This is a genomic window from Kitasatospora kazusensis (assembly GCF_039529945.1).
Taxonomy (GTDB): domain Bacteria; phylum Actinomycetota; class Actinomycetes; order Streptomycetales; family Streptomycetaceae; genus Kitasatospora; species Kitasatospora kazusensis.
Window position 1 is genome coordinate 360,087 of record NZ_BAAANT010000001.1, and the last position, 13,583, is coordinate 373,669.

Annotated in this window: 13 protein-coding genes; 5 read left to right on the plus strand and 8 right to left on the minus strand. The window is 71.4% G+C overall.

The genetic code is table 11. The features are described from left to right. Nucleotides 1-110: 110 nt before the first annotated feature. From ABD330_RS01710 to ABD330_RS01720, 3 genes are all read left to right on the plus strand, one after another. Nucleotides 111-1,082 (plus strand): class I SAM-dependent methyltransferase, encoded by a 972-nt coding sequence (locus ABD330_RS01710; protein WP_344459880.1) that lies wholly within the window; start codon nucleotides 111-113, stop codon nucleotides 1,080-1,082. A gap of 81 nt (nucleotides 1,083-1,163) precedes the next feature. Then, on the plus strand, nucleotides 1,164-2,120 hold the full coding sequence (locus ABD330_RS01715) for a YihY/virulence factor BrkB family protein (protein ID WP_344459882.1): 957 nt from the start codon (nucleotides 1,164-1,166) through the stop codon (nucleotides 2,118-2,120). 88 nt (nucleotides 2,121-2,208) lie between these two features. Then, entirely contained in the window at nucleotides 2,209-3,033 is an 825-nt protein-coding gene (locus tag ABD330_RS01720) for a class I SAM-dependent methyltransferase (protein ID WP_344459883.1), read from the plus strand. A gap of 231 nt (nucleotides 3,034-3,264) precedes the next feature. On the opposite strand, the gene ABD330_RS01725 is transcribed toward ABD330_RS01720, so the two are convergent. After that, nucleotides 3,265-4,548 (minus strand): D-alanyl-D-alanine carboxypeptidase family protein, encoded by a 1,284-nt coding sequence (locus tag ABD330_RS01725; protein WP_425555397.1) that lies wholly within the window; start codon nucleotides 4,546-4,548, stop codon nucleotides 3,265-3,267. Between the two features lie 140 nt (nucleotides 4,549-4,688). Here ABD330_RS01725 and ABD330_RS01730 point away from each other — a divergent pair, with 140 nt between their 5' ends. Continuing rightward, complete coding sequence (locus tag ABD330_RS01730; RefSeq protein ID WP_344459885.1) at nucleotides 4,689-4,934, plus strand: SCO4848 family membrane protein; 246 nt, start codon at nucleotides 4,689-4,691, stop codon at nucleotides 4,932-4,934. Nucleotides 4,935-5,080: 146 nt separating this feature from the next. Here ABD330_RS01730 and ABD330_RS01735 read toward each other — a convergent pair whose 3' ends face one another. The 4 genes from ABD330_RS01735 to sdhC are packed head-to-tail and all read right to left on the minus strand — an operon-like array spanning nucleotide 5,081 to nucleotide 8,517. Next, entirely contained in the window at nucleotides 5,081-5,854 is a 774-nt protein-coding gene (locus ABD330_RS01735; RefSeq protein ID WP_344459887.1) for a succinate dehydrogenase iron-sulfur subunit, read from the minus strand. Beyond that, nucleotides 5,854-7,596, minus strand: a complete 1,743-nt coding sequence (sdhA, locus tag ABD330_RS01740) for a succinate dehydrogenase flavoprotein subunit (protein ID WP_344459889.1) — start codon at nucleotides 7,594-7,596, stop codon at nucleotides 5,854-5,856. The genes ABD330_RS01735 and sdhA overlap by 1 nt, the downstream gene beginning before the upstream one ends. Before the next feature lie 33 nt (nucleotides 7,597-7,629). Continuing rightward, nucleotides 7,630-8,130, minus strand: a complete 501-nt coding sequence (locus tag ABD330_RS01745) for a succinate dehydrogenase hydrophobic membrane anchor subunit (protein ID WP_344459890.1) — start codon at nucleotides 8,128-8,130, stop codon at nucleotides 7,630-7,632. Between the two features lie 6 nt (nucleotides 8,131-8,136). Continuing rightward, the gene (gene sdhC, locus ABD330_RS01750) at nucleotides 8,137-8,517 is read right to left on the minus strand and encodes a succinate dehydrogenase, cytochrome b556 subunit (RefSeq protein WP_344459892.1); all 381 of its coding nucleotides are present in this window, start codon (nucleotides 8,515-8,517) and stop codon (nucleotides 8,137-8,139) included. A gap of 244 nt (nucleotides 8,518-8,761) precedes the next feature. Between sdhC and ABD330_RS01755 the strand changes: the two genes are divergently transcribed. Then, nucleotides 8,762-9,484 (plus strand): hypothetical protein, encoded by a 723-nt coding sequence (locus ABD330_RS01755; protein ID WP_344459894.1) that lies wholly within the window; start codon nucleotides 8,762-8,764, stop codon nucleotides 9,482-9,484. Nucleotides 9,485-9,504: 20 nt separating this feature from the next. Here the strand turns inward: ABD330_RS01755 and ABD330_RS01760 are convergent, their stop codons facing one another. The 3 genes from ABD330_RS01760 to ABD330_RS01770 form a co-directional block, all read right to left on the minus strand. Then, the gene (locus ABD330_RS01760; protein WP_344459896.1) at nucleotides 9,505-10,137 is read right to left on the minus strand and encodes a 2-oxo-4-hydroxy-4-carboxy-5-ureidoimidazoline decarboxylase; all 633 of its coding nucleotides are present in this window, start codon (nucleotides 10,135-10,137) and stop codon (nucleotides 9,505-9,507) included. Nucleotides 10,138-10,432: 295 nt separating this feature from the next. Further along, nucleotides 10,433-11,188, minus strand: a complete 756-nt coding sequence (locus tag ABD330_RS01765; RefSeq protein ID WP_344459898.1) for an SDR family NAD(P)-dependent oxidoreductase — start codon at nucleotides 11,186-11,188, stop codon at nucleotides 10,433-10,435. Between the two features lie 203 nt (nucleotides 11,189-11,391). Continuing rightward, a complete protein-coding gene (locus ABD330_RS01770; protein ID WP_344459899.1) occupies nucleotides 11,392-13,464 on the minus strand; it encodes a S53 family peptidase in 2,073 nt (690 codons plus the stop codon). Between the last annotated feature and the right edge of the window lie 119 nt (nucleotides 13,465-13,583).

Genomic DNA, 13,583 nt, shown 5'->3' on the forward strand with positions numbered 1-13,583 from the left:
CCGGGACCGGCCGGGTAGCCCTGCGGCGGCGCTACCTGCGCGGACCCGGCTCGTTCAGCACGGTGGACCGTCCCCTCGCGGTCCGCCGTACCAGCGAAGGAGCAGTGCCCATGACCGGAACCGGTCTGACCACCGAGGCCCCGAGGCCCGTCGAACCGGCCGTGCTCGGCGACGTCCCGGGCTGGTTCTGGGACCTCGACCGGCACGCCTTCGACTGGTTCCTGGACCGCCAGGAGGTCACCGGCCTGACCGGCGACCTGCTGGAACTGGGTGCCTACCTCGGCCGCAGCGCCATCGTGATGGGCCGCCACCTGCGGCCCGGCGAGAAGTTCACGGTCTGCGACCTCTTCGACTCGGACGCGCCGGACGAGGACAACGCCGCCGAGATGCACATGTCCTACCGCCGGACCCTCACCCGGGAGGCGTTCGAGACCAACTACCTGGCCTTCCACGACGAGCTTCCGACCCTGATCCAGGCGCCGACCTCGGTGCTGGCCGACGGGCGGGTCAAGGCCGGCAGCTGCCGCTTCGTGCACGTCGACGCCTCGCACCTGTACGAGCACGTGGCCGGCGACATCCAGGTGGCCCGCGCCGCACTGCGGACCGCCGGGGTGCTGGTGCTGGACGACTACCGCTCCGCCCACACCCCCGGCGTGGCCGCCGCCACCTGGGAGGCGGTGTTCAACCAGGGGCTGCGGCCGATCTGCCTGACCGAGTGCAAGTTCTACGGCACCTGGGGGGACCCGGAGCCGTTCCAGCGGGAGCTGATCCGGGCCTCCGGCGGCGCCGAAGGCTGCCGGGTCGTCACGGACACCATCGCGGGCCAACGGGTGCTCCGGCTCGGCGGAGCGCCCAGCCCGGTCCCGTTCTTCCCGGTCTCCCGGCACCACGACCGGATCGCCGAGCAGGCCGAGCAGCTCGCCGCCGAGCACGCGGCCGAGCGGGCCGCCGGGCAGCTCGCCGCCCGCCGTGCCGCTGCCGCCGCCGCCCGCCGGCCCGTCGCCGTCGCCCGCCGGGTCGCGGCGGACCTGCTCCCGCCCGTCCTCACCGGCGCGCTGCGCCGGGCGCGCCGCCGGGGCTGAGGCGGCGGCGTGCGGGGTATACAGGTCGGACTCGTCCTTCTCGCGCCTACGGGTCTCATCGCCTACGGGCGCCTGCGCACCGTGGGAGCGCCCGTGGAGTTCCTGGCCAAGCTGCCACTGGTCGGCCCGCTGTTCGCCCGACTGCTGCGCAGCCGCCCCTACCTGACGTACGCGCACTTCACGGCGGCCCAGGGCAACCGGCTCGCCGGGGCGGTGACCTTCTTCGGCTTCCTCGCGCTCTTCCCGCTGCTCACCGTCGCGCTGGCGGTCGCCGTCGCGACCCTGAGCGACTCCCGGGTGCACGAGTTGCAGGACAAGATCTCGGAGCAGGTCCCCGGCCTCTCCGGCTCGCTCGACCTGCCCGGCCTGATCGCCAACGCCGGGACGATCGGGCTGGTCAGCGGCGTACTGCTGCTGCTCTCCGGGCTCGGCTGGGTGAACACCATGCGCGGCAGCATCCGCGACGTCTGGCAACTGCCCCAGGAGCCGGGCAACGTGGTGGTCCGCAAGATCTGGGACTGCGTGGTGCTGCTGGGCCTCGGCCTGATCACGGCGGTCTCGCTCGGCGCCTCCGCCGTCGCGGTCACCCTGGCCAAGCGGGTCGCGAACGGGATCGGGCTGGGCGGAGCCCCCGGGCGCGCCCTGCTCGGCGGGGCCGGTGTGCTGATCGCGGTGGCCGCCAGCACCGCGATGTTCGCCTACCTGCTGGCCCCCTTCCCGAGGATCCGCGGCCAGCACCGCCGCGACCTGCTCCAGGGGGCGCTGATCGGGGCGGTCGGCTTCGAGCTGCTGAAGCAACTGCTCTCCTCGTACCTGGGCGGGGTGGCGGGCAAGAGCGTGTACGGCGCGTTCGGCGTGCCGGTGGCGCTGCTGCTCTGGATCAACTTCGTCAGCCGGCTGCTGATGTACTGCGTCTCCTGGACGGCCCTGGCCGATCCGGCCGCCGCCCGGCGGCGGGCCAGGGAGCACGCCCTGGCGGAGCTCGAAGCGGCCGCCGACCAGAACGGCGTACCCTCTGCCCAACGACCCCCGATGTGACTAGGATCACGCGCAGTCCGGCCCGTTCCCCCCAGGGCCGCGTACCACCCAGCGGCATCCCCCCGCGCCGCCGTTCCTGGAGAGACCCGTGACCGCTCCCGTCCTCGCCCCCGCTCCGCGCACCCCGAACGACGTCCCCGGCTGGTTCTGGAAGGTCGACCAGGAGGCCTTCGACTGGTTCCTCGACAGCCAGACCGCAGCCGGCCTGACCGGGGACATCCTGGAGCTGGGAACCTACCTGGGCCGCAGCGCGGTGCTGCTCGGCGGCCACCTGCGGCCCGGCGAGAAGTTCACCGTCTGCGACCTCTTCGACTCCTCGGCCCCCGACGAGGAGAACGCCGCCGAGATGGCGATGTCGTACCGCAAGACACTCACCCGGCAGGCGTTCGAGGCCAACTACCTGGCCTTCCACGAACGGCTGCCGGAGGTGATCCAGGCGCCGACCTCGGTGCTCGCCGACGGGCGGGTCGGGGCGGGCAGCTGCCGCTTCGTGCACGTCGACGCCTCGCACCTGTACGAGCACGTGGCCGGCGACATCCAGGTGGCCCGCGCGGCGCTCGCCGAGGACGGCCTGGTGGTGCTGGACGACTACCGCTCCCCGCACACCCCGGGCGTCGCGGCGGCGGTCTGGGAGGCGGTGGCCGTCCACGGCCTGCGGCCGGTCTGCCTCACACCCGAGAAGTTCTACGGCACCTGGGGCGACGCGGAGGCGGCCAAGCAGGCCCTGCTCGCCCGCGACTGGCGCGGCGAAGGCTTCCGCCTGGACGAGGACGTCATCGCCGGCGCGACCGTCCTGCGGCTCGCCTGGGACGGCGTCCCGCCCCAGCCCCGCCCCCAACGCTCGGCCGTCCGCCGCCTCGCCCTCGACCTCCTCCCCCCGGCCGTCACCCGAGCCATCCGCCGCGCCCGCTGACCCGCTCACTCCGTTCGCGGGCAACCACGGCAGGGGCGCGACCGATCTGTGGGCATACGGGCAACCACAAACAGGGGCGCGGGGAACTGCGCGCGCAACCGTGCACCTACGTCGTGCCCTGGTCGCGCAGTTCTCCCCCAGCCTTCGGCCGGGAGGTGCCCCCACGCGCCCCTGTAGGAACCCGCTCCCGAACGTCAACCAACGCCCCGGGGGGGACCCACCCCCGGAGGGTCACCCACGCCGGAGGGCGGTCGCGCCCACCGGCTCCGGGACCGTCATCGGGTCGGTGAGCAGGACGGCCCGCTGCCGGCTGCGGTAGCGCCGGCGTCGGCGCTGCGCCCGGAAGCGGAGCAGCGCCGCCGCCGCTGCGGCCGAGCAGACCCCGGCCGCCAGCCACCCCACCGCGCCGACCCGCTCGCCGCCGCCCGGAGCCGTCGCCGCCGTGTGCGTCTGTGCCTTGGCGGCCGCGGGTGCCGCCTGTGCGGGCGCTTGCGCGGGCGTCTGCGCTGCCGCCGCAGGCGCCCCCGCGGCGGGTTCGTCGACCAGGCGTCCGATCGGGGTGACCTTGCCGGCTGCCGCGAATCCCCAGTCGAGCAGCGCGGCCGTCTCGTCGTACACCTTCATGTACGTGGCCGGGTGCATCACGGTGACCAGCAGGGTCCGCCCGCCGCGTTCGGCCGCGCCGGCGAAGGTGGAGCCGGCGTTGGTGGTGAAGCCGTTCTTGACGCCGAGCAGCCCGGGGTACTTGCCGAGCAGGCGGTCGGTGTTGGCGATGCCGAAGCTCGCGCGCTGCCCGGTGGTCTTGTCCACCGCGCCGGGGAACTGGGCGGTCTGGGTCGCGCAGTACGTCCGGAAGTCCGCGTTGCGCAGCCCGGCGCGGGCGAACAGCGTCAGGTCGTAGGCCGAGGAGAGCTGGCCGTCGGTGTCGTAGCCGTCGGGGGAGACCACGTGGGTGTCGCGGGCCTGCATCGCGTCGGCGCGGGCCTGCATCTGGGCGACGGTCTGGTCGATCCCGCCGTTCATGTGGGCGAGGACGTGCACCGCGTCGTTGCCCGAGCTGAGGAAGACCCCGCGCCAGAGGTCCTCCACCCGGTAGTCGAGGTCCTCCTTGACGCCGACCAGGCTGCTGCCCTCGCCGAGGCCGGCGAGTTCGGCGGGGGTCACCCGGTGCACCGCCGTCCGGTCGAACTTGGGCAGCACGGTGTCCGCGAACAGCATCTTCAGCGTGCTCGCGGGGGGCAGCCGCAGGTGCGCGTTGTTCGCGGCCAGCACCTCGCCCGTCCCGGCGTCGGCCACCACCCAGGACTCGCCGGTCAGGTCCTCGGGCAGGGCGGGGGCGCCGGGCTTGGCGGCCAGCTGGACACCGGACAGGCCGAGCCGTTCGCCGCCGATCGCGGACCGGGTGGGGGGCGGGGCGTCCCGGGGGGCGTCCAGGGGGGCTCCGGCGGCGGCACAGAGCGAGACGGCGGCGGTGACCGCGGCGCAGCGAAGGGGGAGGTTACTGACTGTCGGCACCTCGTGACCGTACCCAGCGGGCCGGCCGCAGGCCCGCCGCGCCGCCCGCGTCCCCCGGACGAGTGCCGGTCGCTGGGCCGTCCGGCCGAGTGCTCATACTGGGAGGCGACCGTGCCCGGACCCGCCCAAGGACCTCCCCCATGAAGCTCAGCCGCCGCACCTCCTGGTTCCTCGCCGCCTTCGGCGTCTGGTCCATGATCATCTGGACCACTTTCGTGAAGAATCTCTGGAAGGACTCCGCGCACCAGGCCTTCACCAACGGCGACCACTCCCACCCGACGGCGTTCTTCTGGATCCACCTCACCCTCGCGGTGACGTCCTTCGTCCTCGGCGTCCTGGTCGGCGTGGTCGGCCTCCGCGGCTTGCGGTCCGACCGCACCGAGTAGACAGACGATCAGCCACAGCCAGGGGCGCGAGGGTGCGCTGGGCGGAGGGCGCGGCGCCGTTCCTTCCGGTTTCGCGCTATTGGTTGCCCAGAAGCGCCGAAGGGCCCGTCCGGTGGGTACCGGACGGGCCCTCAGGTGTTCAAGGACTAGAAGCGGCGGGTGACCAGCGCCCGCTTCACTTCCTGGATCGCCTTGGTGACCTCGATGCCACGGGGGCAGGCCTCGGAGCAGTTGAAGGTGGTCCGGCAGCGCCAGACGCCCTCGCGGTCGTTCAGGATCTCCAGGCGCTGCTCGGCGCCCTCGTCACGCGAGTCGAAGATGAAGCGGTGCGCGTTGACGATCGCGGCCGGGCCGAAGTACTGGCCGTCGTTCCAGAAGACCGGGCAGGACGACGTGCACGCGGCGCACAGGATGCACTTGGTGGTGTCGTCGAAGCGCTCGCGGTCCTCGGCGGTCTGCAGGCGCTCGCGGGTCGGCTCGTTCCCGTTGGTGATCAGGAACGGCATGACGTCCTTGTACGCCTGGAAGAACGGGTCCATGTCCACGATCAGGTCCTTGAGGACCGTGAGGCCCTTGATGGCCTCGATCGTGATCGGCTTCTCCGGGTTGACGTCCTTGATCAGGGTCTTGCAGGCCAGACGGTTGCGGCCGTTGATCCGCATCGCGTCCGAGCCGCAGATCCCGTGCGCGCAGGAACGGCGGTAGGTGAGGGTGCCGTCCTGCTCCCACTTGATCTTGTTGAGCGCGTCGAGGACGCGCTCCTTCGGGTCCAGCTCCAGCTGGTAGTCGACCCACACCGGGTCCGGGTGCTCCTCCGGGTTGAACCGGCGGATCCGGACCGTGACGGTGATCAGCTTGACGCCGCCCAGCTCGGCCGCGTCCAGAGCGGCCGAGTGCTTCTCCACAGTCGGAGTGCTCATCAGTACTTACGCTCCATCGGCTGGTAGCGGGTCGTGACGACCGGCTTGTAGTCGAGGCGGATGGAGGTGGTGCCGTCGGCCGCCACCTCCTGGTACGCCATGGTGTGCTGCATGAACTTCTTGTCGTCGCGGGTCGGGAAGTCCTCGCGGTAGTGACCGCCGCGCGACTCCTCACGGGCCAGCGCGGAGACCGCCAGCACCTCGGCCAGGTCGAGCAGGTTGCCCAGCTCCACGGCCTCCAGGAGGTCCGTGTTGTAGCGCTGGCCCTTGTCCTGGATCGCGACGTTCTTGTACCGCTCACGCAGCGCGGCGATGTCCGAGACGGCCTGCTTCAGCGTCTCGCCGGTGCGGTAGACCATGGCGTTGGTGTCCATGGACTCCTGCAGCTCCTTGCGGATCTGCGCGACCGACTCCGTCCCGGTGGACTCGCGCAGGCCGTCGACCAGCGCCTGCACCTTCTCGGCCGGGTTCTCGGGCAGCTCGGTGTAGTCCACCGTCTCGGCGTAGTTCGCGGCGGCGATGCCGGCCCGCTTGCCGAAGACGTTGATGTCCAGCAGCGAGTTGGTGCCCAGGCGGTTGGCGCCGTGCACGGAGACACAGGCGACCTCGCCGGCCGCGTAGAGGCCGGGGACCACGTCGGTGTTGTTGCGCAGCACCTCGCCCTCGACGTTGGTCGGGATGCCGCCCATGGCGTAGTGCGCGGTGGGCTGGATCGGGATCGGGTCCGTGTAGGGCTCGATGCCGAGGTAGGTCCGCGCGAACTCCGTGATGTCCGGGAGCTTGGCGTCCAGCTGCTCCGGCGGAAGGTGCGTCAGGTCCAGGTAGACGTGGTCGCCGTCCGGGCCGCAGCCGCGACCCTCGCGGATCTCGGTGTAGATGGCACGCGAGCACACGTCACGGGACGCGAGGTCCTTCATGACGGGGGCGTAGCGCTCCATGAAGCGCTCGCCGTCCTTGTTGCGCAGGATGCCGCCCTCGCCACGCGCACCCTCGGTGAGGAGGATGCCCATGCGCCAGATGCCCGTCGGGTGGAACTGGAAGAACTCCATGTCCTCCAGCGGCAGGCCGCGGCGGTACACCAGGGCCTGGCCGTCACCGGTGAGGGTGTGGGCGTTGGAGGTCACCTTGAAGAACTTGCCGGTGCCGCCGGAGGCGAAGACCACGGACTTCGCCTGGAAGACGTGGATCTCACCGGTCGCCAGCTCGTACGCGACCACGCCGGCGGTCTTGCCGTCGTTGATCAGCAGGTCGAGGACGTAGAACTCGTTGAAGAACTCGACGCCGTGCTTGACGCAGTTCTGGAACAGCGTCTGGAGGATCATGTGACCGGTGCGGTCCGCCGCGTAGCAGGAGCGGCGCACGGGCGCCTCACCGTGGTTGCGGGAGTGACCGCCGAAGCGGCGCTGGTCGATCCGGCCCTGCTCGGTGCGGGAGAAGGGGAGACCCATCTTCTCCAGGTCGAGGACGGCGTCGATGGCCTCCTTGCACATGATCTCGGCGGCGTCCTGGTCGACCAGGTAGTCACCACCCTTGACCGTGTCGAAGGTGTGCCACTCCCAGTTGTCCTCCTCGACGTTGGCGAGGGCGGCGCACATGCCGCCCTGAGCCGCGCCGGTGTGCGAACGCGTGGGGTACAGCTTGGTCAGCACGGCGGTACGGCTGCGCTGGGTCGACTCGATGGCCGCGCGCATGCCGGCGCCGCCGGCGCCGACGATGACGGTGTCGTACTTGTGAATCTGCATGGGGTGTCTGCTCGCCTCTGGGTTCTACGCCGATTAGATGTTCGGGTCGAAGGTGAAGATCACCAGGGTGCCGAGCAGGACCGTGAAGACGGTCGCGGCACCCATGAGGGCCTTCAGCCAGAAGCGCGTCGAATCCTTCTCGGCGTAGTCGTTGATAACCGTGCGCATGCCGTTGGAGCCGTGCAGCATGGCGAGCCAGAGCATCAGCAGGTCCCAGCCCTGCCAGAACGGCGAGGCCCAGCGGCCCGCCACGAAGGCGAAACCGATCTTGGAGACGCCGCCGTCCAGCACCAGCATGATCAGCAGGTGGCCGAGGATCAGCACCACCAGGACGACACCCGACAGGCGCATGAAGAGCCAGGCGAGCATCTCGAAGTTGGTCCGGGTGCGGCGCGGCGTCTTCTTGGTGCGAGTGCGCGGGGGCTCGACCACGAAGGCGTCGGCCGGGTTGCCGGTCCCGAGGCCCTGGCCGGTGTGGGCCTGGGCGGACGGGACGACGACGTCGTCAGCGTACGAGTAGTCCGTCGAGGACATGGCGGATCAGCCCCCGAACCAGGTGCGAAGGGTGTGCTGCAGGATCGGGTAGAAGGCGCCGGCCATCAGGACGACCCAGACACCCACCACGGACCAGAGCATCTGCTTCTGGTACTTGGGGCCCTTGGACCAGAAGTCCACCGCCACGACCCGCAGGCCGTTCAGCGCGTGGAACAGGATGGCGGCGGTCAGGCCGTACTCCATCAGGTTCACGAGCGGCGTCTTGTACGTCTGGATGACGGAGTCGTAAGCCTGGGGAGACACCCGCACAAGAGCGGTGTCGAGGACATGGGCGAACAGGAAGAAGAAAATGAGGACGCCGGTGACTCGATGAGCCACCCAACTCCACATGCCTTCCCGGCCGCGGTACAGCGTTCCAGCCGGCACGGAAAACCCTCCGGAAGCGGATTGGGGGCTCGGCCGGCTTCGGTGTCGGTCAGCCCGGCCGGGTACGGTCCTCCGGCCGCGAGCATCCTATCGACGCCGTGCGGCCCACCGCCTCCGGGGGTGTCAGGTGTGATCAATCAGGCACTCTCGGCCTAATAAATAAGGACTATGTCACGCTGAGTCGTCGTCCGCCTGCGCTACGGTGACCGCCTGCCCGCCGCCGGCCCACTCGACGAGGACTTCCGTGCCGCACCGACTCACCCCGATCGCCGCCCTCTGCTTACTCCTCACCGCCGGGTGCACCACCGTGGGCGCCTCCGCCGACCGGGCCGCCGCCTCCCGCGAGCTCACCGCCGTGCAGCTGCGCGCCGCCGTGCTCTCGGACGCCGACCTGGGCGCGGGGTACACCGTCACGGTGATGAAGCCCCCGCCGGGCGCCGTCGCGGCGGACACCGGGCGCGAGACGGCCGACGTGCCCGCCTGCCAACCCGTCCTGGACGCCGTCGGCCAGACGAACCCGGCCGCCGGGCCGCTGGCCGAGACCGACCTGAGCGTCAGCTCGGCGGCCGCACCGGACGCCGGTGTGTACGCGGGCCTGCTCGCCTTCCAGCCCGGGCGCGCCGCGCAGGTCCAGGAGGGGCTGGAGAAAGTGCTGGCCCAGTGCACGGCCTTCACCTCGGTCTCGACGGGCGGCAAGGGCGTGTCGGCGGCGCACAAGGGGGTCCGGACCAAGCACCGGCTGGCCCGGCTCGACACGCCCACTCCCGAGGGAGCGGACGGGGCCACGGCGTTCACCCTGACGAATGAATCCGCGACCGGGGTGCTGCTCCAGCGCGCCCTGCTCACCCGCACCGGTACGGCGCTCGCGGTGTTCAGCACCGTCGGGTCGGGCCAGGAGCAGGCCCCCGCGCCGGACGACCGGATCGTCCGGGCGCAGGTGGCCAAGCTCCGTACCGCGCAGGCCTGAGGCCCGGTGGCCGCCGCCGGTCAGGCCGAGCGGCCGGCGCCGGCCTCCGAGTGGTGCGAGGCGACCAGGTGCTCCAGCCGGGTCAGCGCTATCCTGCGGAGCTCCTCGGCCGCGACCAGCCGCTCCTCGTCCGGCTCGTTGGCCAGCCGGGTCCGGAGCGAGCTGAGGACGGTGTCGAGCATCTCCTCGGGGGCGACGCCCTCCAGACAGACCACGAAGACGTGGCCGAACCTGGCCTCGTACGCGGCGTGTGCCGCCCGGAGAGCGGTGTGCGCCGCCTGGCTGCCGGGTGCGCGCATGCCCAGCAGGGGCTGCGGCATCCAGCTCTCGTCCGCCAGCGCCTCGGTCAGATCGGCCGGACGCAGATCGTAGGAGGCCTCACTCGCGGCGGCGAGGAGTGACCCTATGTCGGGGTACGGGCGGTGGGCGGTGAGCCTTATGGCCCAGCGGTGGCTACCGCAACAGGCCAGCAGGGCCTCTTCGGCCGCACCGGGGTCGGCCTCGTTGAAACGGTGCAGCCCGAGCAGGGACGGCACCGTCTGGGGGTCCCCCCAGTCAGGGGCCGGGGGAGGGTCGAGACGCTGCGGCGGGACGTCGCTGGCCAGCGGGTCCTCCTCGTGAGGGCGGGAAGGTGTCAGGTCCTCCACGAGCATGGAGCACCGGCCGTGAAGGGTCCTGCAGTGGTAACGGCAGTGACGAACGTAGGTGCTGTGCGGTAGCGCGAAGTGCCGTGCGGAGGCGGGCCGGAAAAGTCCGAAAACCGTCCGGCCGGGCAGCGGCACCACGGTAGTTGAGGGTTAATCAGTTGGGGAGGGAGCGCGCCGAATTCACCCGATCGAGCTATCAAGTTGTGACGTTGACACTTGCAGGTCAGCCCCGTTCACCCCACGGGTCCACCCCCGGACCACGCGGGGCGGACCCGTGCGGGCGGACCCGTGGGCAGGCGGATCAGCCCCGGTGGACCTTGTGGTTGGCGGCCTGGGCACGCGGGCGGACCACCAGGAGGTCGATGTTGACGTGCGGCGGCCTGGTGACGGCCCAGGAGACGGTGTCCGCGACGTCCTCGGAGGTGAGCGGCTCCGCCACCCCCGCGTACACCGCCGCGGCCTTCTCCTCGTCACCCCGGAAGCGGGTGACCGCGAAGCCCTCGGACTTCACCATGCCCGGCGCGATCTCGATCACCCGGACCGGCTCGCCGCACAGTTCCAGCCGGAGCGTCCCGGCGATCGAGTGTGCGGCGGCCTTCGCGGCGATGTACCCGCCGCCGCCCTCGTACGAGGCCAGCGCCGCCGTCGAGGAGAGGATCAGCACGGTGCCGTCCCCGGTGGCCCGCAGGGCGGGCAGCAGGGCCTGGGTCATGTGCAGCACCCCGAGCACGTTCACCTCGTACATCGCCCGCCAGTCGGCCGGGTCGCCCTGCTCGACCGACTCCGCGCCGAACGCCCCGCCGGCGTTGTTGATCAGGACGTCCACCCGCCCGATCGCGGCGGCGAAGGCGTCCACGGCCGCCCGGTCGGTCACGTCCAGGGTGGCCGTCCGGGCCGAACCGCCCTGGTCGGCGATCTCCTTGGCCAGCGCCTCGATCCGGTCGGTACGGCGGGCGGTCAGCACCACCTCGAACCCGTCGGCCGCGAGCCGTCGCGCCGTCGCCGCGCCGATCCCGCTGCTCGCACCGGTGACCACTGCCACCTTCTGCTCGGTCATTGCCACTCCCTGGGGACAGTCAACTTCGGTCGGCCTGATCATCTCAATGGCCGTCCGGCCCGCGCCCGCGGGCCCGGCCGTGCCGCCCGCTCCGGAAGTGCCGGGAGCGGCCGGGAGGCCGGGAAGAGCCCGGGAGCGCCGGGAGCGGCCCGGAAACGCCGAATGGCCCGGAGCAGGAGCTCCGGGCCATTCAGACGGTCGTGTCAGTGCTTGGGCAGCTGGAACGACTTGAAGAAGTAGCGGCCGTCGGGGGTGCCGACACCGGTCGCGGTGTCGTAGCCCTTGGTCGCGGTGAGGCCGTAGTCGGCCCCGATCTTGTACAGGCGGACCTTCAGCGCGCCGCCGACCATACCGAGGTCGACCACGTTGCCGAACTTGTTGTGCACGGCGGAGTCGTTGACGTCGTGGAACGCCTTGGTGCCGGCCCGGTCGTAGATCGACGGGTTGGCGAAGCCGATCGCACGGCCGCCACGGGCCTGGATGGCGTCGGCCTGGATGGCCGCGTACTCCGGAGCGGCGACCGAGGTGCCGCCGTAGCCGCCCTCGCTGTACGCGCCGCCGGCCGGGGTGTAGCCGACCAGGGTGGCGGCGACCAGGTCACCGCTCATCGCGACGTCCGGGGTGGCACGCAGCGGGGTCGCCGACTTGGTGCCGTTCGCGGCCACGGTCGAGACCGAGTCCGGGACGACGCCCTTCTGGTACCACGGCTGCGGGAAGTCGGCCGAGACGCCGCCGCCACCACCGAAGTAGAAGAAGCCGGGCATCGGGGTCCAGGACTTCTGGTCGGCCGAGAGCACCGAGCGCTGGTCGCCCATCGAGACCTCGTGGCCGTACTGGCCGGCCTTGTTGCCGAGCTCCAGCGCGGTGCCGCCGACGGAGGTGATCCACGGCGAGGCGGACGGCCAGTCGGCCTGCGCCTGGTTGGTGTCGGCCTGGCAGTTCACACCGGTCTTGGCGGCGGTGGGGGAGCTGTCGCCGCAGTCACCGCTGGAGAAGGTGAAGCCGATGCCCTCGACCGCGCCCAGCTCGAAGATCTGGTTGTCGGCCGCGACGACGGCGGGGTCGATGTCCCCGCTCTTGCCGTGCATGATCTCGCCCCACGAGTTGGAGACGATGTCGGCCAGGTGGTTGTCGACGACCGACGCCATGGCGGCGTTGAGGTCACCGTCGTTGCAGGAGTTGGCACCGACGTAGGTGACCTGGGCGTCGGGCGCGAGCCCGTGCACCATCTCGACGTCGAGCGACTCCTCGCCCGACCAGTCGCCGCAGTCCTTCTGGCTGTTCCACTTGTCCGGAGTGACGACCTCCTTGTACTGCCCCGGTGCGAACGGCTGGTCGCCGTGCGCGGTGGAGAAGTGGTTGGCGTCCTGCTCCATGGTGGAGAGGCCGTAGGCGTCGATGATCGCGACGCGGGCACCCTTGCCGGTGACCTTCGCGTCCGTCACGCCGTACGCCTTGCGGATCTGCGACGGGATGTACGAGCAGGGGGCGAAAGGCTCGTTCTTCTCGTAGCCGGCCGGGGCGCCCTGGGCGGGCTTGGTGCCGTAGCCGTTCTCCGAGCAGGTCGCCACGGTGGGCAGGCCGGCGGCCGGCTTCGTGTTGGCGACGAGCGCGTTCGGGGCCGTCCGGGCGGCGGTCGCGTTGGCCGCGGCCTCCGCGTCCTTCACCGAGACGGCGTCGGAGATGACCCGGTGGGGCACGCTGCTGAGGTTGGAGACACCGAGCACCGCGCCGGCGACCGCGGCGGGCACGACGGCGTCCTTGGCGGGGGCGGTCTGGATGCCCGTCGCCGTGCGGTACGAGTGGATCGGCGCGCTGAACGCCTTGGCGAGGGCGCCGGTGTTGCCCGCGACGTCCAGGTAGTGGTTGCTGCTGGCCGTGACGGTGAGGCCGGCGCTCTTCAGCCAGGCGGTGACCGCCTTGACCTGGGCCGGGGTGGCGTCGAAACGGGCCTTGGCGTCCTCGGCGGACAGGAACTTCCCGTAGGAGTCCGAGTTCACGTCCGAGACGGACTTGGCGAGGGCGGCCAGACCGGCCTGGTCCTGGCCGGCCAGGTACACCCGGGCGCTGGCGGGGGTGGCGTCGGCGACGACACCGGCGTCGGTCTGCGGGGTGGCCCAGAAGGGGTGGCTGCCCGGGAGCTGCTTGGCGGTCTGCTCACCCGTCGGCGTTGCGGCGACGGAGGGACTGGCGACCGCGAGCGTTCCCAGGATCAGCGCGGTGGCGGCGGGAGCCGCGACGGCTATCCGGGAGAGCCGGCTGCGTGCTGCTGGCACGTGGGTTCCCCACTTCTCGGTAAGGACGGACCGTCATGCGCCTTCGTGAGGTCATGACGGAGCGGGCCACGGCCGGTGATCAGCCATGACACCGAAGTTGACTGTGCGGTAGTTGTTTA

Excerpts from the sequence above, each read along its gene's own strand:
- ABD330_RS01765 (WP_344459898.1), bottom strand. The coding sequence starts at position 11,188 with ATGACCGAGCAGAAGGTGGCAGTGGTCACCGGTGCGAGCAGCGGGATC.
- ABD330_RS01710 (WP_344459880.1), top strand. The coding sequence starts at position 111 with ATGACCGGAACCGGTCTGACCACCGAGGCCCCGAGGCCCGTCGAACCG.
- ABD330_RS01735 (WP_344459887.1), bottom strand. The coding sequence starts at position 5,854 with ATGAGCACTCCGACTGTGGAGAAGCACTCGGCCGCTCTGGACGCGGCC.
- sdhA (WP_344459889.1), bottom strand. The coding sequence starts at position 7,596 with ATGCAGATTCACAAGTACGACACCGTCATCGTCGGCGCCGGCGGCGCC.
- ABD330_RS01760 (WP_344459896.1), bottom strand. The coding sequence starts at position 10,137 with ATGCTCGTGGAGGACCTGACACCTTCCCGCCCTCACGAGGAGGACCCG.
- ABD330_RS01745 (WP_344459890.1), bottom strand. The coding sequence starts at position 8,130 with ATGTCCTCGACGGACTACTCGTACGCTGACGACGTCGTCGTCCCGTCC.
- ABD330_RS01730 (WP_344459885.1), top strand. The coding sequence starts at position 4,689 with ATGAAGCTCAGCCGCCGCACCTCCTGGTTCCTCGCCGCCTTCGGCGTC.